Consider the following 22,369-nt stretch of genomic DNA (forward strand, 5'->3'; position numbering starts at 1 on the left):
CACTTGGGGGGAGATGCCGCACGCCAGTCATTTGAGTATTGGTCAATATCCTCTTGCGTCCAGATGCGATTGCTCGTTTTTTAAACAGATTTGGAATACGCGCAAGGCGTCTGAGTCCTCAAGCGTCTGCCGACTGGGCTTGTGCCTGCCGGTGACGGCTACGCCCCTTCCTGACCAGGCTGCGCTCAATGGTCGCACCCCGAATCCACGCGCTGGCGTGCGTCATCTTTGTGCAGGTGGGTGGCGTTGCGATCCGAAAGCCTACTACGTGTGCGCTTCGCGTTCATCGGTATGACCGCTGCAAGCCATCTGGTTCGCGGTTTCCAGGGCCTTCGAGCACGCCCCGAAACATGTCGAACCCATCTGGCAATAGGCTCATAGTCGGATGTTCCGTGCATTTTGGCGCTAATTAGGCATAATACGCGGCTTGATTTTTGACCCTACAGTCCCTTTATGCAGAAAGAACCCCGTAAAGTCCGTGAGTTCCGCCGTCGCGAGCAGGAAATCCTCGACACCGCTCTGAAACTGTTCCTGGAACAGGGTGAAGACAGCGTCACCGTCGAGATGATCGCCGACGCGGTGGGCATCGGCAAAGGCACCATCTACAAGCACTTCAAGTCGAAGGCGGAGATCTACCTGCGCCTGATGCTCGATTACGAGCGTGACCTGAACGAGCTGCTGCATTCGGCGGATGTGGACCGTGACAAGGAAGCGCTGTCGCGCGCCTACTTCGAATTCCGCATGCGTGACCCGCAGCGCTACCGCCTGTTCGACCGCCTGGAAGAGAAGGTGGTGAAGAACAGCCAGGTGCCCGAGATGGTCGAGCAACTGCACAAGATCCGTGCTTCCAACTTCGAGCGCCTGACCCAGCTGATCAAGGGCCGCATCGCCGAAGGCAAGCTGGAAGACGTCCCGCCGTATTTCCACTACTGCGCGGCCTGGGCCCTGGTGCATGGCGCCGTGGCGCTCTACCACTCGCCGTTCTGGAGCAACGTCCTCGAGGACCAGGAAGGCTTCTTCCAGTTCCTGATGGACATCGGCGTGCGCATGGGCAACAAGCGCAAGCGCGAGAATGACGCCCCATCGGGCTGAGTGATCGCGCCCAGCCGGATGGCAAATGCATGGGACTGGCGATGGGGCGGCGATATACTTCGCCCCATTCCCCGTCGGAGCGTCCCATGATCGTCGACCGCCAAGGCAGGCGCTTCCGCAACCTGCGCATCAGCCTGACCGCCGCCTGCAACTACGCCTGCACCTACTGCGTGCCGGACGGCAAGCGCCTGGTCGCGGCACAGGACGAGCTTTCCGCCGAGGCCATGGTGCGCGGCGTCTCCTACCTGATGGAGGCCGCCGGCATCGAGCGCCTGCGCATCACCGGCGGCGAGCCGCTGGTCAGCCCCAAGCTCGATCACTTCCTTCGCGGCGTCAGCGGCCTCGGCCTCGAAGACATCAGCCTCACCACCAACGGCCAGCTGCTTTCGCGCAAGCTGCCGCTGCTGGTCGATTGCGGCATCCGCCGCCTCAACGTTTCCCTCGACACCCTGGATGCCGACGCCTTCCGGGGTATCGCCCGTGGCGGTGACCTGAAGACCGTGCTGCAGGGGCTCGCCGAGGCCCGGGCGGCGGGGCTGAAGATCAAGCTCAACATGGTGCCCCTGCGTGGCCAGAACCTGGACCAGGTCATGCCGCTGCTGGAGTACTGCCTGGAGAACGGCTTCGAGCTGCGCTTCATCGAGCTGATGCGCATGGGCCACCTGGCGCGTGATGGCGTCGGCTTCCAGCAGCAGTTCATCGGCCTGGACGAGTTGCTCCAGTTGATCGGCGAGCGTTACGAGTTCGTCCAGGCCGAAGCGCCGGTGGACGCCACCGCGCTGCGCTATGCGATTCCCGGCCTGGGGCATTTCGGCATCATCGCCAACGAGAGCGTGCCGTTCTGCCGCACCTGCTCGCGCCTGCGCCTGTCCTCCACCGGCTGGCTGCACGGCTGCCTGTCATCGAGCAACCGCCACTACGTCGGCGACCTGCTGGACAAGCCTCGCCACCAGGCCCTCCCGGGCCTGCAGCGGCTGCTGGTGAAGGCCCTGGCGGACAAACAGGACATCGCCTTCTCCGGCGGCGTCACCGTCATGAAGATCATCGGCGGCTGAACGCCGATCCCGACGGGCGCGGCGCCACGGTTCAGGTCGCACGCTTGCGCTCCTCGTACGCATCCTCCTCCACCAGCAGCGCCTCGATGTCGGGGAAGCAGCTCTCCATCACGACGACGAGCGTCGGATCGAAGTGACGTCCCGCCTGCTCGCGGATGAACGCCTGGGCGCGGTCGGGCTCCCAGGCCCGCTTGTAGGGGCGGTCCATGCGCAGCGCATCGTAGACATCGCAGAGGGCGACTATCCGCGCCGAGAGCGGGATGGCCTCGCCGGCCAGGCCGCGTGGGTAGCCGCTGCCGTCCCATTTCTCGTGGTGGCAGTAGGCGATCTCGGCGGCCATCTCGCTGAGCTCGGTGCCGGGGTCCTCGTGCAGGATGGTGTAGCCGATCACCGGATGTTCCATCATCTGGCTACGCTCCTCTGCCGTCAGCGGGCCCTGCTTGAGGAGGATGTCGTCGCCGATGCCTATCTTGCCCAGGTCATGCATCGGGGCAGCCAGCCGGATCGTCTCGCACCAGGCATCGGGCATGCCCAGTTTGGCGGCCACCATCGCGGCGGATTCCCCGATGCGCATGATGTGATCGCCAGTGTCGTTGTCGCGGTAGCAGGCGGCCCTGCCCAGCGCGCGTATCGCCGAACGGTAGCTTTCCTGCAGTTGCGCCGTTCGGGCCTGTACCTTGCTCTCCAGGTCTCGATTGAGCTGCTCGAGGCTGGCGGTGGCGTGCGACAGGCTCAGGCAGTTGCGCATCCGCAGGAGCAGTTCGGGCAGGTCCACCGGCTTGGTCAGGTAATCGTTGGCACCCAGTTCCAGGCCACGCCGACGGTTCTCCGGGTCGTTCAGCGCGGTGAGGATTATCACCGGGCAGCGCGAGCGGTTCCGGTCACCCAGATGGCCAAGGATTTCAAAGCCGTCGGGTGCCGGCATGTCCAGATCGAGCAAAAGCAGGTCCCATGGATTGGACCGCAGCCATTCCAGGCCCGCTGCGGAATCGGTGAAGCTGGTGACATGGCGCAGGCCGAACGCCTTGACGCTGGACTCCAGGAGCCGGAGGTTGGCCAGGATGTCGTCGATGATGACGATGCGGGTTTCCGGCGAGATGCTAGAGAACATCTGACTCCTCCTGAATCATCAGTGAGCTGACCAGCTCGCGCAGCTCCTGGATATCGATCGGCTTCCTCAGCACCGCTTTGAAGGCGTAATGCTGCAGGGAACGGTGGTCCGGTGCTTCGCTGAGCAGGATGACGGGAACGTCGCTGCCTCCGGGGAAAGTCTTCAGTCGATCGGTCACCTCGGCGCCCGGCACCTTGCAGTCCATGAGAAGCAGGTCCGGGAGCTCGTTCTCCAGCTCTTGCGCAAGCCTGTCGCCATGCTCGAACGGCGTGACCCGGGCGAGACCTCGAAGCGCCTGGGCCACCCTTTGCTGGCTGGCCGCTTGGTCATCGAGGTAGTACACGCTCAGCGGGCTTGGCCCGCTTTTCCTGGGCGCCTCCTCGGGCGCGGCGGCGAGTATGAGTTCGATCCAGAAGCGGCTGCCCACGCCCGGTTCGCTGTGCAGGCCCATGCAGCCCTGCATCAGTTCGGCCAGCTCGCGACACAGCGACAGCCCGATCCCGGTGCCCTGTATGGAGGTGTTCTCCTTGCCCAGGCGCTGGAAGGGCTCGAACAGCGCTTGCTGCAGGGCTGGCTCGACGCCTTCGCCGCCATCCTCCACATACAGGCGCAAGCGCCCATCGATGGTTTCCGTGCCCATCGCCAGCAGGCCGGCAGGGCGGTTGTACTTGATGCCGTTGGAAAGCAGGTTGATCAGCACCTGGCGCAGGCGCCGGGCATCGGCCATGACGTATACCGGCCCGTCCGGCAACGCCACGTGCAGGTCGAGGCCCGCCGTTTCCGCCTGTGCGCGGATCATCTCGGAGCATTCGAGCATCAGGGCACCGACTTCCACCGCGCGCAGGATGAGCCTGGGGGCCTCGGCCTGCAGGCTGGACCAGTCCAGCAGGTCGTCGACCAGCTGTCCCAGGTGTCCGCTGGCCAGCAGGATCTCGTCCAGGGGCTGCGTGTCCGCCTGCTCCTCCGTGGCCTTCATGCGCAGCAGCTGTGCGAATCCATGGATGGCGTTGAGTGGCGTGCGCAACTCGTGGCTGATGCTGGAGATGAAGCGTGATTTCGCCTGGCTGGCGGCCTGGGCCTCGCGGGTGCGATGACGCAGGTCTTCCTCCACCTGCTTGAGCACCTGGATGTCCACGAAGGTGCCGGCGGCAAGACGCCTGTCCGGCTCCTGCTCCAGATGGAGTATCCGGCCGCGGCAGAGCATCCAGAGGGGCGACTCGTCGGGCCCGAGTACACGCAGCTCGAGGTCGATGCGGGTGAGGTTGCCGATCCGCAGCCCCTGCAGTGCGGCGTCGAGCCTGGGGACGTCCTCGGGTGCTATGCGGGAGAGCAGGTCCGCCCGGCCCAGCTCGCTGTCAGGCAGACCGAAGCATTTGCAGAACTCCCCGCGAAAGAGCAGGCGGTCCCTCGCCAGGTCGTATTCCCAGAGCCCGGCGGTGACGCTTTCGATGACCAGCTCCAGGCGCTGCTGGGCCGAGCTGCGCTGCATTTCGCTGAGACTGAGCTGCTCGCCCATGACCATCACGGATTCGGCCATCTGGTCCAGTTCGTGGATAGAGGACACCGCACGCCTCGGGTGCCAATCACCCCTGCCGATCCTTCTCAGCATCTCGGCGATGGCGTCGATCGAGTCCCGCAGCTTCTCGCTCAGGCTTCTCGCCCGCAGCCACATGTAGGTGAAGAAGCACAGGTAGAAGCCGATCATCCCGGCGATCAGCAGGTAGCCGATCGACTGGTAGTGGCCGGCCAGCGAGTTCGTCGCCGCCATCACTTCGCTCTTGTCCGCCAGTGCGACCAGGCGCCACCCGGCGGGCTGGATCTCGTCCCAGGCGGCCAGGTGCGTCTTGCCGCGCAGGGTGATCTCCGCATGGCCGCTGGGACTGGCCGCCAGCAGCCCGGCCAGCGCCCTGGTATCGGGGCGCCGCTCCAGGTTGAAGTCGTCCGGCTTGAAGCGTTCGGTGCGGACCGCCTCCCGGTAGGTATGCCCCGTCAGCTCCCGCAGGTCGAAGTCATGCTCCGCCGCACGGGGCAGCGCCAGGATGTTCATGTCCTTGCTGACGAGCAGCAGGTAACCGCCCCAGCCGATATGCAGCTTGCCGATCTCCTGGAGGATGCCGTCCACCGTGAGGTCCATCCCGACCACGCCCTCCAGGAAGTCATCGCGGTAGACGGGGAAGATGGAGGACGCCATCCAGCCGTTGCCGGCCGGGTCGAGGTAGACGTCGGTCCAGCGCTGCAGACGATCCGGGTTGTGGGCCGCATCCGCCAGGTAATAGAAGTTGTAGCCGGGGATGCGCATGTTGTGCGGGTACTGCAGGTCGGTGCGGAACCACGGGTAGATCCTGTTGTAGCTGTCCCAGGCGTTGAAATAGAGGCTGGAGATCAGCGGCTGGTGGCGCTTCATCTCTTTCATCAGGGGGTCGAGCATCGAGAGCCGTCGCGCCCTGTCCTGGCTGGGCGTCCCGGCGGGCGAGAGGCTGGAGTAGAACGACGCCGCTCCCCCCAGGTCCTCGGGGCTGTAGCGGGCGCCATCCTCGGTGGTGGCGAGCTGCTCGATGGGCGCGACGGAGGGGGTGGAAAGCGCCAGTTCGGCCAGGTGGCCGAACAGTTCGGTGTTGCTCGCGATGTGCGCCAGGTGGTTTTGGATGATCTGGGCGTTCTGGTTGGCCGTGGCCTCCAGGCTGTCGAGTGCGTTGTGCTGCAGGTAGGCGATCTGGGCGTCGCGCATCTGCTGGTTGCTCAGCAGGTAGCAGGTGATCAGTACCGTTTCGACCAGGATCAGCGGCAGCAGAGCGCTTTGCACGAAGGCTTTCCAGATCCACTGGCGCAGGCCGACCTTGCGGGCGATTCCACTCATTTCCTTTCCTTGCGCGATGCGCCGGACTTTGCCGTATCCACAGGCTAGGCCAGGCTATCCAGCCGGGGCTGCGCCGATCCCGAGCGATCAGAACGACTCGAGATAAGCGCAGCGGCGGCTATTGCGATCCGTCACAGGCGGAACGAGGCGACGGCGGACTTGAGTTCCACCGCCAGGCGTGACAGGTCCTGGCTGGAGGCGCGGGTCTGGCTGGCTCCCGCCGAGGTCTGGGTGGACAGGTCGCGGATGTTGACCAGGCTGCGGTCGACCTCGCGGGCCACTGCGGCCTGTTGTTCGGCAGCGCTGGCCACCTGGACGTTCTGTTCGTTGATCGAGGCGATGGTCCGGGCGATGTCGCCCAGGCTGCCATCGGCGGCCCGGGCGAGGTCCACCGTTGTCTGGGCCAGGCGCGAACTGCCCTGCATCGTGGCGACGGTGGCGCTGGCCTCCTGCTGCAGCTGGTTCACCATCTGCTCGATTTCCTGGGTGGATTGCTGGGTGCGCTGTGCCAGCAGGCGAACCTCATCGGCGACCACTGCGAAGCCGCGCCCCTGCTCGCCGGCACGGGCGGCCTCGATGGCGGCGTTGAGGGCCAGGAGGTTGGTCTGCTCGGCAATCGAGCGGATCACGTCGAGCACCTTGCCGACGTCCTGCATCTGCCGGGCGAGCTTCTCGACACGCTCGGCGCTGCCGGTCACATCGGTCGCCAGGGCGTTGATCGAGCGCACCGTCTCACCCACCTGCTCGCGGCCATGGCGCGTGGCGGTGTCGGCCTGGCGCGAGGCGTCCATGGTCGTGGCCGCGTTGTGGGCCACCCCATCCACCGCCGCACTCATCTGGTTGCAGGCCGTGGCCGCCTGCTCGATTTCCTGGTTCTGCCGCAGGAGGTCCCGGTTGGCGTCTTCGGTCACCGCATGCAGTTGCTCGGAGGCCGAGGCGAGCTGGGTGGAGGAGTCGGCGATGAGGCTGATGGTCTGCCGCAGGTTCTGCTGCATGCCGCGCAGGGCGCTCATGAGGGAGGTCGCCTCGTCGTGCCCTTCAACCGTAATCTCGCGGCTCAGGTCGCCCTGGGATACCTGGCTCGCCACATCGACCGCCTGGTTCAGCGGCCGCACGATGCTGCGCGAGAGGAGGAGGGCAAGGATGACGGCCAGGCAGACGGCCCCGGCAAGGATCAAGCCGACTAGCGCAATGGCGTGCTCGAAGGCTGAGTCGCTGGCTGCGGAGGCTTGCTTCGCTCCCTCCTCGTTGATGTCCATCAATGCTTGGAGGTCGGTGCTGAGCGCACTGCCCAATTCATTCAGCCTGGTGGTCACGATTGACTCGGCTTCTTCCCGTTCACCGGCAGCCAAGTGTTGTATCACTGCGCCGCGGATCTCCAGGTAGCCGCGCAGGTGCTCGGCATACCGATCGAAGAGCCGCTGCTCCTCAGCGCTCGAAATCAGTTTGCTGTAGGTGTCCTGGGCTTTTTGCAGGGTGGCTTCGTCCGTGGCGAGGCGGGCCTTGGTCGCTTCGTCGTATGTCACGAGGGCACGCAGCGTGGAGGCTCGAAGCTGGAGAGTCGCCTCGTCCATATGGCTGATCGCGACGATGCTGGGCAGCCAGTTTCCATCGACCGCTTCGGAGCTGTCGTGCATCTGGTGCATCTGCATCAGGGAACCGGCGCCGACCAGCATCAGCAAGGTGACCAGAACCGCAAAGCCGAAGTTGATCCGGGTGGATACACGTAACGAGCGAATCATCATGATGATCTCCCACGTTGCACGGGCGGGTGTCGATTAGAAGTTTCAGATCATGGGCGGATGTTTAACGAGCCTCTTGTGAAAAGTGCGTTAATTCAAGTAGGCGACAATGAGCCGTTGTCGTTACAGCGATAGCAAGTTCCTGTTTGCAGGCGATTGATGGCAAAGTGCTTTTATCTGATTTTCGCCTGTTCTTACTGTGTTTCCATTGGCGACAGGCGGTATCAGACTTTAGTGGGTAGTTACATGATTGATAATAATTTGCAGTGGAATCCGGTTGCCGTTATTGATTGCGGGCAGCGCTCCATGACCTGTTGCCGGTCACGTCGAGCCGGGTCGCATCGGGAACCTCAACAGCGGGCGGACGCTTCAAGGCTCGCGTGTTTACGTACATGGCCAGGTTTAGCTGATGTTCGGATCAGCCGCTGGCATCAACGCTGCAAGTTCGATGTTCCTGAAGCGACTGCAATCCCGGCCCGCTTCCTTGGCCTCATATAAGGCGGCATCCGAAAACTCGAGAAGTCTTGCGATGTTCGGTACGACTTCATTGCTTTCACTGGAATGCGGCCAACTGGGACTTTCTTCATCGAAACTGGCGACGCCGATTGAAACCGTCACGTTCCCGTGGGGGCTGTCGGGGTGGGGAATGTTCAAGTGCCTGACACCGTCCCCCAGTTGGTCGGCTATGCGGCAGGCGCCGACATGATCGGTTTCGGGCAACAGCACGGCGAACTCTTCACCGCCATAGCGGGCCACCAGGTCGGCGGGCCTGTTGATGCAGGCGCGCAGGGCATGGGCGACGGCGATCAGGCACTGGTCGCCCTGCAAGTGGCCGTTACGGTCGTTGTAGCGTTTGAAATAGTCGATATCCATCAGCAGCAATGAGAAGGGTTGCCCGTTGCGGCGGGTCCTCAGCCATTCGCGCTCGATGGTCTGATCGAGGAAGCGACGGTTGGCCAGGCCCGTCAGGCCGTCGGTCTGCGCCAGCAGGTTGAGCCGGTCCATGGCCAGCTTCAGGTGCAGGTGCGTCTTCACCCGTGCATTGACGATGGCGGGGCGTATGGGCTTGCCGATGAAGTCCACCGCGCCCAGGGCGAGGCCCGCTTCCTCCATGCTCGCCTCGGTGTGGCTGGTGATGAAGATGACCGGGACGTCGCGCAGTTCCATTTCGGTCTTCATCCGTTCACAGACCTCGAAGCCGCCCATGCCGGGCATTTCGGCATCCAGCAGGACCAGGTCGGGCCTTTGCTCCTGTGCCGCCCGGAGTGCATCGGGACCGTTGGTGGCGAAGCGGACCTTGCCGAGACTGCCGATCGCCTTGCTGAGGATGCGGATCGCCGAGGTGTCGTCATCCACGATCAGCAGGGAGGGTGTGTAGTCCATGGGTGTCACTCCTTGGCCACGAGGCCTGCGGATTCGAGCAGGTGCAACGCCTGTTCGAAGTCCAGGTTGTCGATTGCCTGCCAGGTTTGTTCGGCCAGCGCGTGGCTGGAAACCTGGATGGCGGGGCATGCCTGGGCGAACCGCTCCAGCGCGGCCATGTCGTGGTCGCGCAGGTGGTCGACCAGCCTGGCCAGCGCCACGCCCGCCGCCATCTGGTCCGCGTCGCTCTGGGGAAGGGGCGTGGTGATCTCTTCGATGGCGCCTGCCTGGCGCTCGAGGGCGATGTAGGCCACCACCAATTGTCCGAGCAGCGCCGGCAGCGGAGGGGCGGCAGGGTCCGCCCGCAGCAGGGTCTCCGCTTCGCCCGCCAGCTGATGGAGGCGCCGGGCGCCGAGCATGCCTGCCGAGCCCCTGAGCTTGTGCAGGCGCGCCGTCAGTCCGACCGGGTCATCCTGCAGGCGCTGCCGCGTCGCTTGCTCGTCGCGGAACTCGCCGAACTCGCTGAAAAGCCGTCGCAGGGAAGAGGTGAACAGCGCCAGGTCGTGGCCCATGCGCTGGGCGACTTCGCCGGTGTCGATGCCCTCGATCGTTGGCCAGGGGCGAGGAGCCTCGCAGGCTGCCTCGACCGCGCGTATGGGCAGGGGGGCGCCCTGGGCCTGCTGGACCGCACGGCGGATGGCGCGGATCAGCACCTTGGGCTCCAGGGGTTTGCTGAGGAACTCGTCCATACCGGCCGCCGTCGCCTGGCGGCGCTCCTCCGGCAGCGCCCCGGCGGTCAGGGCGAGCACGGGCAGCCGTTGCAGGCCGAGTTCGCCGCGCAGGCGGCGGGTGGCCTCGAACCCGTCCATTTCCGGCATGTGCAGGTCCATCAGCACCACGTCGAACGCGGTGGGGTCCGCTCGCAGGCAATCCAGCGCCTGGCGGCCGTTCATGCGGGTCTGCACCTCGGCGCCCTGTTGCTGGAGCATGAGGCTGGCCACCTCCAGGTTGATGTCGCTGTCATCCACCAGCAGCAGCCGCACACCCTCCAGCCAGCGGGCCTGGGTAATGTCCAGCTCGGTGGCGTGGATCAGTTTCTCGCTATGGCCGCTGGGGTGCCTGAGGCTGGCGGCGGCCACGGCGTTGTAGAGGTCGGAGCCGTCCAGCGGGGTGCGGGTGTGGTGGTCCACCCGCGCACCGTCCCCGGCGGCGGTGGCCGATGCCTGGGGCGCCGAGAACATCACGCTGCTGGGCATGCGTTCGCGCCCCAGCAACGCCTCCAGCTGCTCCAGTGCCTGCAGGACCTCGTCGCCAGCCAGGTGGTCGAGGAGCAGGACATCGGCCAGCGTCTGTTGGCGTGCGAGCCGGTCGCGGAGGTGTTCGAGCAGGTTCTCCAGGCCGAAGAGCGGGGTGGCCCGCCAGCCCAGGGAACGACACAGCTGGGTGAGCCGCTGGCGTTCGCCCTCGTCCTGGCTGACCACCAGCACGTCCAGGCTGGACGCGGCCTCCGACTGGGCCTGGTCGTCGCGGACCCGGTTGAACGGCAGGCGTACCCAGAATTCGCTGCCCGCCCCGAGGGTGCTGCGCACACCGACCGTTCCGCCCATCTTCTCGGCCAGGCCGCGTACCACCGACAGGCCCAGCCCCGTGCCGCCGAAGCGGCGGGTGGTGGAGGTGTCGGCCTGGGTGAAGGGGGAGAACAGCCGTTCGATCACCTCGGCATCGATGCCGCAGCCGGTGTCCTGGACGCTGATGTGGAGCCAGCAGCGCTCATCGGTCTCGCGGGTGCACTCGACGTTGACCTCGATGCCGCCGGTGGCGGTGAACTTGAGGGCGTTGCCGACCAGGTTCATGAGGATCTGGTTGAGGCGCAATGCATCGCCTGTGAGTTGCTCGGGCAGCCCACGGGCATTGACCGCGAACCGCAGGCCCTTGGCTTCGGCCTGGGGCGCGAAGAGTTCGGCGAGCTCGCCGAACAGCCGGCGCGGGCGGAACGGGCTGTTCTCCAGGAGCATCTCGCCGGCCTCGATCTTGGCGATGTCGAGGATGTCGTTGATGATCCCCAGCAGGGAGCGCCCGGCGATCTGCAGCTTGCCGAGCAGGTTCTGCTGCTGCTCGTCCAGGCGCGTGCCCTGCAGCAGGTGGGCGATGCCGATGACCGCATTCATGGGGGTGCGGATCTCGTGGCTCATGTTCGCCAGGAACAGGCTCTTGGCGGCGTTGGCGCTTTCGGCCGAGGCTTTGGCGGCGTGGAGTTCGGCGCTGCTGCGCAGGCGTTCGGTGATGTCCTGGGCGATGCCCAGGTGGCCGATGAGCGCACCGGTCTCCGTGCGGATGGAGGTGATGACCATGGACACCTGGATCTGCGAGCCGTCCTTGCGGATATAGGTCCACTGGCGCGTTTCCGCCCCTTGCTCGTCGGGCTTGCAGCGGAACACCTCCATCCCCTCGATGGGGCGGCCGTATTCGCGGCTGAGCTCGGCCGCGCGTGCCTGGACTTCCTCTGGCAGGTGGAAGTCCAGAGGGGTGCGGAGGCCGATCATCTCGGCGGCGGTATAGCCCAGCAGCAGTTCCGCGCCCCGGTTGAAGACGACGATCTCGCCCTGCATGTCCACGGCGATGATGGACACCTCGGACGAGGCGTCGAGCACCGCCTGCAGCAGGCCTGCGACCCGGGAGAGCTCGGCGGTGCGTTCGCTGACCTGTTGCTCGAGGTTGGCGTTGAACTGGCGCAGGTAGTTCTCCGCGCGCTTGCGGTCGCTGATGTCGTGCATCAGCTTCGCCGCGCCGAGGATGCTGTTGTCGGCTTCGCGGATCAGGCTGCAGGTGATGGTCACATCGATCAGGCGACCATCCTTGTGCAGCCGCTGGGTCTCCAGCGTCGGGCCGCGTTCCCCGCGTGCCACCCGTTCGAGCAGCGCTTCATCCTCGGCCAGGCGTTCCTGCGGGACTAGCAGGGGGGCCAGGGGGCGGCCGAGGATCTCCGCCTCGGTGTAGCCGAACATCTGCTCGGCGGCACGGTTCCAGGTGATGATCCGGCCATCCAGCGCCTCGCCGATGATCGCGTCGCTGGAGTTCTCGACGATGGTCGCCAGCCGCGCCTGGCCGGCAATCACCTGGTGCTGGCGCTGGCGTGAAAGCAGCAGGGTGCCGACCATGCCGGTGAGCAGGAGGCTGGCCAGCAGCCCGATCACGAACACCCTGGCGGGGTGCGCGGGGTCCAGGGATTCGACGAACGCCGCGTGGGCGCTGACTTCGAACAGCCAGATGCGCCCGTAGACCTCGCGTTCGAAGCTGTAGGTCTGGACCAGCTCGCCATCCGGGCTTTCGTGATGGGTCTCGAAGATGAGCTTGCGTTGCGGGGCGTCGGTCTTGTCGTAGATCGCCAGGTGGAGGCTGTCCACGGGCAGGTCGAGGTCGGTCATCACCTCGCTCATCGCCAGGGGGGCGTAGCTCCAGCCCAGGGTTTCCTCATGGCGCGAGGGCAGGTCGGCGGGGGTGTCCGGGGTGCTGTAGACGGGCAGCAGGAACAGGAAGGAGCGATAGGCCTCCTTGGATTCGTTGATGAAGGTGATGGGCGCGGTGAGCGTGGCCTTGCCGCTGAGCATCGAGCGTTGCGCGGCGAGCCGGCGCAGGGGCTCGGAGGCGATGTCCAGGCCGATGGCGTCGATGTTGATTTCAGGCGGATCGATGTACTGGATCACGTAGCGCTCGCCCTGGAAGGGGGCGAACTGGTGCAGGGCGAAGTTCGGCTGGCCATCGGCCCTGACCCTGCGCAGGAAGTCCGCCTCCTCGTTGACCTTGACCCGGCGGATGAAACCGAAACCGCGGGCCCCGGGGAACTCTTCCTGGAGATTGCGGGCCCGGCTGTAGCGGGTGAACAGGTCGAGGGTGACGTTGTCGATGCCCAGCATGTGGATGGCGCCGCGCCAGCCCCTGAGGCGGAACTCGTAGATGCGCAGGCGCGACATGAGGTCGCCCTCCACCTCGCGGCTTTCATCCTTCAGAGCCTGCTGCACGTGGTTGTCGATGGAGCGGACCTGCTGGAAGCTGACCAGCGCGCTGAGCAGCAGGCCAGAGAGCAGTACCGCTGCCATCCAGATGGCGATGTGAGTCCATGACTTTGCCTTCATCCACTCGAGTCTCACGCCGGTTGGAGGCCGAGGCGGCCTTGGCGGCGCGCATCGAGCCCTGACTTTCCTGTCTTTTTCCTCAAGGGCGCCAGCGTACTTATGTCTAGTATCACGGTGACATCATTCGCTCTATGGAGAGGACGCCGACTCGCTGTTGCCTCCTCACTATAGATGGCCCTTTGCCTGGCTTCCCGGCGAATGACGTCGCCTGCGGCCGGCCCTCCGTCGACCCGGGTGCGGTCGGGCGAGGTGCCCGGGCCCGCTTCAGACTCCATTCAGATTGGCTGCGGATACTCGCCCCCATCGAAACGCACGTTGGGGGCCAGACATGATCCAGTCGCAATGGGAATCGTTGTTCCCGCTTCACTTCGGCAGCCTGGGGGAGCGCCATGCCTTCCTGGACCTGAACCTGCAGGGAGACCCGGGGCGCGCGGAGCTGGAGCTGTTCGTCCAGCGGGGCTTCAAGCAGGCGCATGGTGCGGATATCCAGCACTTCCTGCCGGAGATGATCGGCCTCTACGACGGCCGGGGCACCCTCGACGCTGCCGTGGGCATCCGCCTGGCCAGCACCGGGCAACTGTTCCTCGAGCAGTACCTGGATGAGCCGATGGAGGCTGCGCTGGCGCCGCGGGTGGGGGAGGTGTCCCGGGCGGCCCTGGTCGAGGTCGGCAATCTCGCGTCGCTGTCGGCCGGTGGCGCACGGCTGCTGATCATCGCCGTGACCTGGCTCCTGGCGGCAAGAGGCCTGCGCTGGGTGGCGTTCACCGGCACCTCCACCCTGGTCAACAGCTTCCACCGCCTCGGGCTCGAGCCCATGGTGCTGGGCCGCGCCGATGCCGAGCGCCTGGACGACCCGGGCAGCAACTGGGGCACCTACTACGAGCAGCGCCCGCAGGTGTTCGCCGGGGACATCCAGCACGGCCATTCCGAGCTGGAGCGTCGGGGCATCTTCCAGCGCCTGGGTTTCCCGCTGCTGCAGGGGGAGAACGGTAATGCGGCCTGATACCCGCTGGTTCCGCCAGCTCCTGGAACAGCATGCCGGGCGCGAGCCGCAGCGTTGCGCGATACGGGGCATCGAACACCGCTACACCTATGCGCAACTGCTCGATGAGCTGGCCTTGCGAGAGTCGCGGCTGCGCGCGCAGCCGGAGGGGCCCATCGCGCTGCTCCTGGACAATGGCCCCGACGCCCTGCTGTGGGACCTGGCCGCGTTGCTCAGCGAGCGCCCCTGCATCGTGCTGCCGCCGTTCTTCAGTGCTTCCCAGCGGGCGCATTGCCTGCAATTGAGCCAGGCACCGCTGGTGCTCGCTGGCGAGGCGCTGACCGACGAGCTGCATGCGCTGGGCTACCTGTTCAGCGAGGGATTCTGGAAGCGCCCGGTCAGCGCGCCGGCGATGCTGCCGGCGGCCACCGCCAAGATCACCTACACCTCCGGCAGCACCGGCACGCCCAAGGGGGTATGCCTGTCGGCCGAGTCGCTGCTGCGTGTCGCGCGGGAGCTCGAAGCCGCCAGTCGCTCCACGGAGCCGAGCCGCTACCTGGCGGTGCTGCCGCTGGGCGTGCTGCTCGAGAACCTGGGCGTCTACGCGGCGCTGATCGCCGGCGCCGAGGTGACGCTGCTGCCCCTGGACAAGTTGGGCATGAGTGGGGCCAGCGGCGTCGACCTCAAGCGGCTGCTGAGCTGCATCCTGCTCAGTGGCGCGCAGAGCCTGATCCTCGTGCCGCAACTGCTGCTGGGCCTGGTCACGGCCATCGAGCGTGGGCTCACGCAGGTCGGTGCGTTGCGCTTCGTCGCGGTGGGCGGGGCGCGGGTCTCGGCGAGCCTGCTGGCGCGTGCCCAGGCCATCGGCTTGCCGGTGTTCGAGGGCTACGGCCTCTCCGAGTGCGCGTCCGTGGTCTGCCTCAATCGCCCGGAGGCCAACCGGCCCGGCACGGTCGGGCGTCCGCTGCCCCATGTCGAGGTGCGCCTGGCCGAGGATGGCGAAGTGCTGGTGCGTGGCTCGACCCTGCTCGGCTACCTGGGCGAGCCGCCGCCGGAGCCCGCCTGGTGGCCGACGGGCGACCTGGGGCACTTCGACGCCGATGGCTACCTGCACATCCTGGGCCGCAAGAAGAACCAGTTCATCACCAGCCTCGGTCGCAACGTCAACCCGGAGTGGGTCGAGGCCGAGCTGACCCAGGACGGCACCATCCTCCAGGCCTACGTCCAGGGGGAGGGGCTCGCCTACAACCTGGCGCTGCTCTGGCCGCTGTCGCCGGAGACGACCGACGCGCAGCTGGAGGCGGCCGTGCAGCGCTGCAACCGCGCGTTGCCCGACTACGCCCGGGTGCACCGCTGGGTGCGGCTGGCCGAACCCTTCACATCCGCCAACGGCCTGCTCACCGGTAACGGCCGGCCGCGTCGCGAAGCGATCTACGTCCGTTACCAGACCCTTCTCAACCAACTCGCCAACGAATGAGGCCCACCATGTCTTTCTTCGACTCGCTGCAAGCCGCAACGCATGAGGAGCGCCAGACCCTGTTCGGCGTCCCGGTGATCCGCGATGCCCTGGGCGGAACCGTCAGCCTGGAGGGCTACATCGCCTTCCTGACCCAGGCCTACTACCACGTCCGCCACACGGCGCCCCTGATGATGGCCTGCGGTGCGCGCCTGCCCAGCCGGCTCGAGTGGCTGCGCAAGGCGGTGTGCGAATACATCGACGAGGAGTACGGCCACGAGCAGTGGATCCTCAATGACATCGAGGTCTGCGGCGGCGACCCCGAGCAGGTGCGCAACGGTAGCCCGTCGCTGCCCATCGAGCTGATGGTGGCCTACCTCTACGACACCATCGCGCGGCACAACCCGGTCGGGCTCTTCGGCATGGTCAACGTGCTGGAGGGCACCAGCATCGCCCTGGCCACCCATGCGGCCGGCAGCATCCGCACGTCCCTCGGCCTGCCCGCCAATGCCTTCAGCTACCTGAGTTCCCACGGCGAGCTGGACCAGGACCACATGGCCACCTACCGCCAGTTGATGGACCGCCTCGACCAGCCGGAGGACCAGCAGGCCGTCATCAAGACCTCCAGGGTCGTCTACGGGCTCTATGCGGACATGTTCCGTGGCCTGCCGCGCGCCAGCGTCCGCGACGAGGTGCGTCATGCGCTTGTCTGACTGCCGTGCCGTGCTCACCGGCGCCAGCGGGGGCATCGGCCTGCAGTTGGCCGAGCAGTTGTGCGAGGCGGGCGCCCAGGTCCTGGCGGTGAGTCGCCACGAGGGCAGCCTGGCGGCGCTGCGCCAGCGCTTCCCCAACCAGCTGCGCTGGCAGGAGGCCGACCTCAACCAGGCATCCGGACGCCAGGACGTGCTGAGCGCTGCCTGGCAGATGGGCGGGACCAACCTGCTGATCAACGCAGCGGGGATCAATCACTTCGCGCTGTTCGAACAGGCCAGCGAGGAGGGCATCGCTGAGCTGCTCGACCTCAACGTCAAGGCGACCTTGCAGCTGACCCGCCTGCTGCTGCCGCTGTTGCGCCGGCAGGAGCACGCGCTGATCACCAACATCGGCTCCACCTACGGCTCGATTGGCTACCCCGGCTATGCGGCCTACTGCGCCAGCAAGTTCGCCCTGCGCGGTTTCTCGGAAGCCCTGCGCCGCGAGCTGGCGGACACGGCCGTGGATGTCCTCTATGTCGCGCCGCGCGCCACCCGCACCGCGATGAACGGCGCTGCCGCCCGGGCGCTCAACGATGCCCTCAAGGTCGGCACCGACGATCCCGGCGACGTCGCCATCGCGGTGCTGGAAGCGATCGAGCGCAATCTGCGCGAGCTCTACCTGGGCTGGCCGGAGAAGCTGTTCGTGCGCCTGAACCACCTGCTGCCGGGTTTGGTCGACCGCGCCCTGCGCAAGCAACTGCCATTGATTCGTCACCACAGCCGCCCGGGGGCGGGGGAGATCGGCAAATGAAACGACTGATGCTCATCGGCCTGCTTTTCGCTTCATCCTTCGCCTTCGCCCTGGACGATGCGGGGCAGCAGCGCCTGGCGGATATCCAGACGCGCTGGGCGCAGATCCAGTACCGCACGGCCGAGTCGGAGCGCGCGGCGGCATTCGCCAAGCTGGCCGCCGACACCCAGGTCTTCACCCGCCAGCAACCGAGCGCCGCCGAGGCCTGGATCTGGAACGGCATCGTCACCAGCAGTTGGGCCGGTGTCGAGGGCGGCCTCGGGGCGCTGGGCAAGGTGAAGGACGCCCGCGCCAGCCTCGAGAAGGCCATGGCGCTGGACCCCAAGGCCCTGCAGGGTTCCGCCTACACCAGCCTGGCCGCCCTTTATGACCGGGTTCCCGGCTGGCCCATCGGCTTCGGCGATGCCGAGAAGGCCGAGACGCTGCTCCAGGAAGCGCTGCGCCTGAATCCCGATGGCATCGACAGCCTGTATTTCTGGGGGGATCACCTGTACCGTCAGGACCGCTTCGCCGAGTCGAGGCAGGCCCTGGAGCGCGCACTGCAAGCCGCTCCCAGGCCTGGTCGCGAGCTGGCTGACCAGGGGCGGCGGGAGGAGATCAATGCTTTACTCAAGACCCTCAAGGACAAATAGGACTGGGCATGCGCCTGTTGTTGGTTGAAGACGACACTGCGTTGGGGGAGGGCCTGCGGACGGGCCTTCGCGAGGAGGGGTACACCATCGACTGGTTGCAGGATGGCGCCAGCGCATTGCATGCACTGACCCAGGAGAACTTCGACCTGGTGATCCTCGATCTCGGCCTGCCGCGGATGGATGGCATCAATGTGCTCAAGCGCCTGCGTGGCAGCGGGTCGGTGCTGCCCGTGCTGGTGCTCACGGCGCGCGATGGCATGGAGGATCGCATCGCCGGCCTCGACGCGGGGGCCGACGATTACCTGATCAAGCCGTTCGACCTCAACGAGCTCAAGGCGCGGTTGCGTGCCTTGCTGCGTCGCAGCAGTGGCCGCGCCAAGGTGCTGATCGAGCATGGCGGGGTCAGCCTCGATCCCGTCTCGCAGCAGGTCCACTACCAGGGCCGGCCTGTCCTGCTGACCCCGCGCGAATACCTGCTGCTGCACGAGCTGCTGGCGCAACCGGGGAAGGTGTTCAGCCGCGAGCGCCTGACCCAGCTGCTGTATGGCTGGGACGAGGAGGCGGAGAGCAACACCCTCGAAGTGCACATCTATCACCTGCGCAAGAAGCTGTTCAGCGAGCTGATACGGACCGTCCGCGGGATCGGTTACCTGGTGGAAAACAGACTATGACGTCGTTGCGGCAACGCACCCTCTGGCGGGTGGTGATCCTGCTCATCCTCGGTACCGGCCTCCTGGCGCACTACAACTACCGTGACAGCAGCCACGAGATCGCCGAGGTCTACGACGCCCATCTGGCCCAGAACGCCCGCCTGCTGCAGGGCGTGATGAGCCTGCCGCTCGCGCCCGCCGACCGGGGGCGGCTCTACGATGCCTTCGACGAGGCCCTGCGCCAGGCCGGCAGGCCGGGTGTCGGGCACCCCTACGAGAACAAGCTGGCGTTCCAGGTCTGGCGCGACGGTGGCGAGCTTCTGGTCCATACGCCCAGTGCGCCACGGATCGACCCTTCGCAACGCCTTCCGGGCTTCTCCGACATCGTCATCGAAGGCAAGCAGTGGCGTGGCTTCCTGCTGCCGGTGCCGGCGCAGCAGGTGTCGATCTGGGTGGGCGAGCGCAAGGATGTCCGCGGCGACCTGGTCGGGCGCATCGTCCGCCATACCCTGTTGCCGTTCCTGTTCGGCGCTCTGGTGCTGGCTCTGCTGGTGTGGTTCGCCATCGGCTCGGGGCTGCAGCCCCTGCAGAACATGGCGAACGTCATCCGCGGACGCCACGCCAAGTCGCTCGAGCCCCTGCAGCTGGCGCCCCTGCCCAGCGAACTGGAGCCGATGCAGGCCGCCATCAACCGGCTGCTCAGCCAGGTCGCCGACCTGCTCAAGCGCGAGCAGCGTTTCATCGCCGACGCGGCCCATGAGATGCGCACCCCGCTGGCCATTCTCCGCCTGCATGCGCAGAACGTGGAGGAGGCCCGGACCGAGGAAGACCGGGCCCGGGCGCTGGGCTTTCTGATCGGCGGGGTGGATCGGCTGAGCCGGGTGGTGAACCAGTTGCTCACCCTGGCGCGGATCGAGCCGCGGCTCGGCCAGCGCCACCTGGAGGATGTCGACCTGGCCAAGGTCGCCATGGACACGCTGGTGGAGATGACGCCCTGGATACTGGAGCGCAACGTGGAGCCTGTGCTGGATATCGAGCCGGGCGCCTGCCATGTCCGGGGCGACGCGATGAGCATCGGCATCGCACTGCAGAACCTGGTCAGCAATGCGGTCAACTTCTCCCCGGTCGATGGCGTGGTGAAAGTCGGCCTCACCGTCCGCGAGGGGCATGTCGAGCTGTCGGTCGAGGACGAGGGGCCCGGTGTTCCGGCCGATCGCCTGGCGGTGGTGTTCGAGCGCTTCTTCAGCGATGGCCACGAAGGGGGCGCCGGCCTCGGGCTGCCCATCGTGCGGACCATCATGGAACACCTGGGTGGGGCCGTCCGCCTGGAAAACCGGCCCGGCGGCGGAGCCCGGGCCACCCTGGAGTTTCCCTTCGCGGAGGCGGCCGGGCGGCCCGCAGCCTAGTGGGGCTCGTCGTCGCCCGGTAGCGGGCGGCGGCGGCCGGTGATCATCGAAAGCGGCAGGTTGTCGCGTACGCGCAGGCTTTCGAACACGGCGGCGGCCACGTGCAGCGACACGAGCAGGGCCAGGCCGTTGGCGATCCAGCGATGCGCATCCTCCGGCCATTCGGCGCCCCACAGCGCATCGACTTCCTGCATCAGGTAGCCGGTGAGCCCGAGCAGCGCCATCGACAGCATCATCAGGATCATCACCAGCGCGCCGAGGGGCGAATGCCCCAGGCGGTGGTGCGGCGCGCCGCTGCGCAGTGCGCGCAGGTGCGCGGCGAGGCGCCCGGGGGTGGGCCAGAAGTCGCGCCAGCGGGCGCTGCGCGGGCCGATGAAGCCCCAGGGCACCCGCACCAGCAGGCAGAAGCAGGCGTAGTAGCCCAGCCAGGTGTGCCAGGCGTCGCCTTCCTCGGTGAACAGGTAGTTGGCGAAGAAGGCGCCGGCGACCGAGGCATGGAACACGCGGACGACGGGGTCCCAGAGCCGGATGGTCGCCCCGCCCATCAGTTTTCCACCCGGCTCTTGACCGGCTGGCCGGTGACCGGATCGTGATAGATCTCGACCTTGCGCTTGTCCTTGTCGAAGCCGTAGATCTCATAGCAGTTGCCGGAGGTGATCTTGAACTTGCTGATCTGGTAGCCCTGTTCCTTCAGCTGTGCCTGGAACTGCTCGGGGTCCTTCCAGGTGGAGCGTTCGGCGGTGGTGCACTGGGGGGAGGCGAGGGCCGCGGTGCTGGCGATGAGCAGGGCGGGAAGCAGCAGGTAGCGCATGATGAAGTCCTCGATGGAGTGGGGAGGCTTCACTCTGCGCGCCGAAGCTTAAGGGATTCTGAGGGGGGCGATATCGACATTCCGGCGCGGTTGAGGGAGGCTGTGCCGCCTGAATTTCTCCTGGCGCCCGGGGTCAGCTCTTGCAGGGGGCGATTCGCGCCAGGGTTTCGACGGTGCCGTGCCCCGGACGCAAAGCCCGTTGCGCACCCTGGCGCAGGGCCGCCACGCGCGGCAGTGGCTCGTGCGGGCGTGCTGGCAGGCGCTCGAGGGCGTGCGGCGGGCTATGGGGGCGGCCCGTATTGGCGGCGGAGTACGTGATGGCGCGGAAGCTGCATCGCTGCGCCGAGTGCCGGTTTTTCGTCGCCGGCCGTGGAGGATTGAGAATGCGTAGTTTGATGCTGTTGCTGGCGCTGCTGGCCCTCGGGGGCTGCATGAAGGTCAGCGACATGACCCTCGGCGCTCGCGAGCAGATGAGCGACGCCGGGCTGCTGGATCACAGCGAGACCTATCGCTCTATGTCCTGGCGGCTGCAGCCGGATTCGTTCATCTACATCGCCCAGAGCAGTTTCATGCCCCAGGGCGGCACCCACACCAGGGCGAACGTGGTGGCCGAGGAGGCCTTCAAGGGGTTCGTCGAATACTTCCCGCTGGTGCGCCGTGCGAGCCAGCCGGTGAGCCTGGAGCAGGCGATGAGCGAGGCCCGTTCGCTCGGGGCCAACTACCTGCTGTACAGCCGCTTCGCCGATGCCGATGATCGCATCGGCACGCTGGAGGAGTGGGAGGACCAGGAGGCGCTGGACCGGCTCGGCGTCGACAATGGCGTGATCCAGCTGATGCTGATCGAGACCGGCAACCGCTATCTGGTGGACACGGCGCGCATCACCCATCGCGGTGGCCTGTTCACTTTCCATGACCAGAAGCCCGAGGACCTGATCGGGCCGCCGTTGAGACAATACGCGCGCAGCCTCATGGGGCTGAGCCGCTGAGGAGGATGTGATGAACGACCCGGGCAAGGCCGGCGATCTGCTGGCGCAGATTCCCAAGGAGAAGGGGCTGCCGCCGGTGCACCTGTGGAACCCCGATTTCTGCGGCGATATCGACATGCGCATCGCCCGCGACGGGACCTGGTACTACCTGGGCACGCCCATCGGCCGCAAGCCGATGGTCAGGCTGTTCTCCACCATCATACGCCGCGATGGCGACGACTATTTCCTGGTCACGCCGGTGGAGAAGGTCGGCATCACCGTCGACGACGTGCCCTTCGTGGCGGTGAGCGTCGAGGTGAGCGGGGAGGGCGAGGCGCAGGTGTTGCGCTTCGTCACCAATGTCGAGGACGAGGTGGAGGCGGGCGCCGAGCACCCGATCCGTGTCGAGACCGACCCGGTCACCCAGGAACCGTCGCCCTACGTTCATGTGCGCACCAACCTGGAGGCGCTGATCCATCGCAATGTCTTCTACCAGTTGGTGGAGCTGGCGGTGGTGCGCGAGGTCGATGGTCGCAACTGGCTGGGCGTGTGGTCGGGTGGGCAGTTCTTCCCGATCGGCGAGGAGCCTTGACCGGGGCTTTTCACGCA

At 66.4% G+C, this 22,369-nt stretch carries 18 protein-coding genes and 1 pseudogene; 11 read left to right on the forward strand and 8 right to left on the reverse strand.

Features of this window, described 5'->3' with window-relative positions:
• The first annotated feature begins 453 nt into the window (after positions 1-453).
• Together HSX14_RS09390 and HSX14_RS09395 are read left to right on the forward strand one after the other, a co-directional pair.
• The gene (locus HSX14_RS09390; RefSeq protein WP_021217601.1) at positions 454-1,092 is read left to right on the forward strand and encodes a TetR/AcrR family transcriptional regulator; all 639 of its coding nucleotides are present in this window, start codon (positions 454-456) and stop codon (positions 1,090-1,092) included.
• Between the two features lie 86 nt (positions 1,093-1,178).
• Complete coding sequence (locus HSX14_RS09395; protein WP_173173838.1) at positions 1,179-2,147, forward strand: GTP 3',8-cyclase MoaA; 969 nt, start codon at positions 1,179-1,181, stop codon at positions 2,145-2,147.
• A 31-nt stretch (positions 2,148-2,178) separates the two neighbouring features.
• On the opposite strand, the gene HSX14_RS09400 is transcribed toward HSX14_RS09395, so the two are convergent.
• The 6 genes and pseudogenes from HSX14_RS09400 to HSX14_RS09420 form a co-directional block, all read right to left on the reverse strand.
• Positions 2,179-3,258 (reverse strand): HD-GYP domain-containing protein, encoded by a 1,080-nt coding sequence (locus tag HSX14_RS09400; RefSeq protein ID WP_173173840.1) that lies wholly within the window; start codon positions 3,256-3,258, stop codon positions 2,179-2,181.
• Positions 3,248-6,115: a hybrid sensor histidine kinase/response regulator gene (locus HSX14_RS09405; RefSeq protein ID WP_173173842.1), complete on the reverse strand. Its 2,868-nt coding sequence runs from the start codon at positions 6,113-6,115 to the stop codon at positions 3,248-3,250. The genes HSX14_RS09400 and HSX14_RS09405 overlap by 11 nt, the downstream gene beginning before the upstream one ends.
• Positions 6,116-6,246: 131 nt before the next feature.
• Positions 6,247-7,128: a methyl-accepting chemotaxis protein gene (locus HSX14_RS31560; RefSeq protein WP_373874654.1), complete on the reverse strand. Its 882-nt coding sequence runs from the start codon at positions 7,126-7,128 to the stop codon at positions 6,247-6,249.
• A 21-nt stretch (positions 7,129-7,149) separates the two neighbouring features.
• Positions 7,150-7,860, reverse strand: a pseudogene (locus tag HSX14_RS31565) (MCP four helix bundle domain-containing protein); the annotation flags it as partial.
• A 399-nt stretch (positions 7,861-8,259) separates the two neighbouring features.
• Positions 8,260-9,240 (reverse strand): GGDEF domain-containing response regulator, encoded by a 981-nt coding sequence (locus HSX14_RS09415; RefSeq protein WP_173173846.1) that lies wholly within the window; start codon positions 9,238-9,240, stop codon positions 8,260-8,262.
• A 5-nt stretch (positions 9,241-9,245) separates the two neighbouring features.
• Positions 9,246-13,316, reverse strand: a complete 4,071-nt coding sequence (locus HSX14_RS09420; RefSeq protein WP_228723565.1) for a CHASE domain-containing hybrid sensor histidine kinase/response regulator — start codon at positions 13,314-13,316, stop codon at positions 9,246-9,248.
• Positions 13,317-13,680: 364 nt separating this feature from the next.
• On the opposite strand from HSX14_RS09420, the gene HSX14_RS09425 reads away from it, so the two are divergent.
• The 7 genes from HSX14_RS09425 to HSX14_RS09455 are packed head-to-tail and all read left to right on the forward strand — an operon-like array spanning position 13,681 to position 19,984.
• Complete coding sequence (locus HSX14_RS09425) at positions 13,681-14,355, forward strand: thermostable hemolysin (protein WP_173173850.1); 675 nt, start codon at positions 13,681-13,683, stop codon at positions 14,353-14,355.
• Positions 14,345-15,811: an AMP-binding protein gene (locus HSX14_RS09430; protein ID WP_173173852.1), complete on the forward strand. Its 1,467-nt coding sequence runs from the start codon at positions 14,345-14,347 to the stop codon at positions 15,809-15,811. Before HSX14_RS09425 ends, HSX14_RS09430 begins: the two co-directional genes overlap by 11 nt.
• An 8-nt stretch (positions 15,812-15,819) precedes the next feature.
• Positions 15,820-16,503, forward strand: coding sequence for an iron-containing redox enzyme family protein (locus HSX14_RS09435; RefSeq protein ID WP_173173855.1), 684 nt, complete (start codon positions 15,820-15,822; stop codon positions 16,501-16,503).
• A complete protein-coding gene (locus tag HSX14_RS09440; RefSeq protein ID WP_111262414.1) occupies positions 16,490-17,296 on the forward strand; it encodes an SDR family oxidoreductase in 807 nt (268 codons plus the stop codon). Before HSX14_RS09435 ends, HSX14_RS09440 begins: the two co-directional genes overlap by 14 nt.
• Positions 17,293-17,928, forward strand: a complete 636-nt coding sequence (locus HSX14_RS09445) for a tetratricopeptide repeat protein (protein ID WP_173173857.1) — start codon at positions 17,293-17,295, stop codon at positions 17,926-17,928. Before HSX14_RS09440 ends, HSX14_RS09445 begins: the two co-directional genes overlap by 4 nt.
• Positions 17,929-17,936: 8 nt before the next feature.
• Positions 17,937-18,599 carry a response regulator gene (locus HSX14_RS09450; RefSeq protein WP_173173859.1) on the forward strand — a complete coding sequence of 221 codons (663 nt, stop codon included), beginning with the start codon at positions 17,937-17,939 and terminating at the stop codon, positions 18,597-18,599.
• On the forward strand, positions 18,596-19,984 hold the full coding sequence (locus tag HSX14_RS09455) for a sensor histidine kinase (RefSeq protein ID WP_173173861.1): 1,389 nt from the start codon (positions 18,596-18,598) through the stop codon (positions 19,982-19,984). The genes HSX14_RS09450 and HSX14_RS09455 overlap by 4 nt, the downstream gene beginning before the upstream one ends.
• On the opposite strand, the gene HSX14_RS09460 is transcribed toward HSX14_RS09455, so the two are convergent.
• Together HSX14_RS09460 and HSX14_RS09465 are read right to left on the reverse strand one after the other, a co-directional pair.
• Positions 19,981-20,529, reverse strand: a complete 549-nt coding sequence (locus tag HSX14_RS09460) for a cytochrome b/b6 domain-containing protein (protein ID WP_173173863.1) — start codon at positions 20,527-20,529, stop codon at positions 19,981-19,983. The genes HSX14_RS09455 and HSX14_RS09460 overlap by 4 nt on opposite strands.
• Positions 20,529-20,795, reverse strand: coding sequence for a PepSY domain-containing protein (locus HSX14_RS09465; protein WP_111262439.1), 267 nt, complete (start codon positions 20,793-20,795; stop codon positions 20,529-20,531). The genes HSX14_RS09460 and HSX14_RS09465 overlap by 1 nt, the downstream gene beginning before the upstream one ends.
• A gap of 383 nt (positions 20,796-21,178) precedes the next feature.
• Here HSX14_RS09465 and HSX14_RS09470 point away from each other — a divergent pair, with 383 nt between their 5' ends.
• Both HSX14_RS09470 and HSX14_RS09475 read left to right on the forward strand, forming a co-directional pair.
• Positions 21,179-21,781 (forward strand): DUF4823 domain-containing protein, encoded by a 603-nt coding sequence (locus tag HSX14_RS09470; protein WP_173173865.1) that lies wholly within the window; start codon positions 21,179-21,181, stop codon positions 21,779-21,781.
• Positions 21,782-21,791: 10 nt separating this feature from the next.
• A complete protein-coding gene (locus HSX14_RS09475; RefSeq protein WP_173173867.1) occupies positions 21,792-22,352 on the forward strand; it encodes a DUF1285 domain-containing protein in 561 nt (186 codons plus the stop codon).
• The last annotated feature ends 17 nt before the right edge of the window (positions 22,353-22,369 follow it).

Source organism: Pseudomonas tohonis (assembly GCF_012767755.2).
GTDB lineage: Bacteria > Pseudomonadota > Gammaproteobacteria > Pseudomonadales > Pseudomonadaceae > Metapseudomonas > Metapseudomonas tohonis.

Bases quoted from the DNA above. Each gene is read 5' to 3' on its own strand.
- HSX14_RS09390 (WP_021217601.1), top strand. From the start codon at position 454: ATGCAGAAAGAACCCCGTAAAGTCCGTGAGTTCCGCCGTCGCGAGCAG.
- HSX14_RS09395 (WP_173173838.1), top strand. From the start codon at position 1,179: ATGATCGTCGACCGCCAAGGCAGGCGCTTCCGCAACCTGCGCATCAGC.
- HSX14_RS09400 (WP_173173840.1), bottom strand. From the start codon at position 3,258: ATGTTCTCTAGCATCTCGCCGGAAACCCGCATCGTCATCATCGACGAC.
- HSX14_RS09405 (WP_173173842.1), bottom strand. From the start codon at position 6,115: ATGAGTGGAATCGCCCGCAAGGTCGGCCTGCGCCAGTGGATCTGGAAA.
- HSX14_RS31560 (WP_373874654.1), bottom strand. From the start codon at position 7,128: ATGAGCGCCCTGCGCGGCATGCAGCAGAACCTGCGGCAGACCATCAGC.
- HSX14_RS09415 (WP_173173846.1), bottom strand. From the start codon at position 9,240: ATGGACTACACACCCTCCCTGCTGATCGTGGATGACGACACCTCGGCG.
- HSX14_RS09420 (WP_228723565.1), bottom strand. From the start codon at position 13,316: ATGGCAGCGGTACTGCTCTCTGGCCTGCTGCTCAGCGCGCTGGTCAGC.
- HSX14_RS09425 (WP_173173850.1), top strand. From the start codon at position 13,681: ATGATCCAGTCGCAATGGGAATCGTTGTTCCCGCTTCACTTCGGCAGC.
- HSX14_RS09430 (WP_173173852.1), top strand. From the start codon at position 14,345: ATGCGGCCTGATACCCGCTGGTTCCGCCAGCTCCTGGAACAGCATGCC.
- HSX14_RS09435 (WP_173173855.1), top strand. From the start codon at position 15,820: ATGTCTTTCTTCGACTCGCTGCAAGCCGCAACGCATGAGGAGCGCCAG.
- HSX14_RS09440 (WP_111262414.1), top strand. From the start codon at position 16,490: ATGCGCTTGTCTGACTGCCGTGCCGTGCTCACCGGCGCCAGCGGGGGC.
- HSX14_RS09445 (WP_173173857.1), top strand. From the start codon at position 17,293: ATGAAACGACTGATGCTCATCGGCCTGCTTTTCGCTTCATCCTTCGCC.
- HSX14_RS09450 (WP_173173859.1), top strand. From the start codon at position 17,937: ATGCGCCTGTTGTTGGTTGAAGACGACACTGCGTTGGGGGAGGGCCTG.
- HSX14_RS09455 (WP_173173861.1), top strand. From the start codon at position 18,596: ATGACGTCGTTGCGGCAACGCACCCTCTGGCGGGTGGTGATCCTGCTC.
- HSX14_RS09460 (WP_173173863.1), bottom strand. From the start codon at position 20,529: ATGGGCGGGGCGACCATCCGGCTCTGGGACCCCGTCGTCCGCGTGTTC.
- HSX14_RS09465 (WP_111262439.1), bottom strand. From the start codon at position 20,795: ATGCGCTACCTGCTGCTTCCCGCCCTGCTCATCGCCAGCACCGCGGCC.
- HSX14_RS09470 (WP_173173865.1), top strand. From the start codon at position 21,179: ATGCGTAGTTTGATGCTGTTGCTGGCGCTGCTGGCCCTCGGGGGCTGC.
- HSX14_RS09475 (WP_173173867.1), top strand. From the start codon at position 21,792: ATGAACGACCCGGGCAAGGCCGGCGATCTGCTGGCGCAGATTCCCAAG.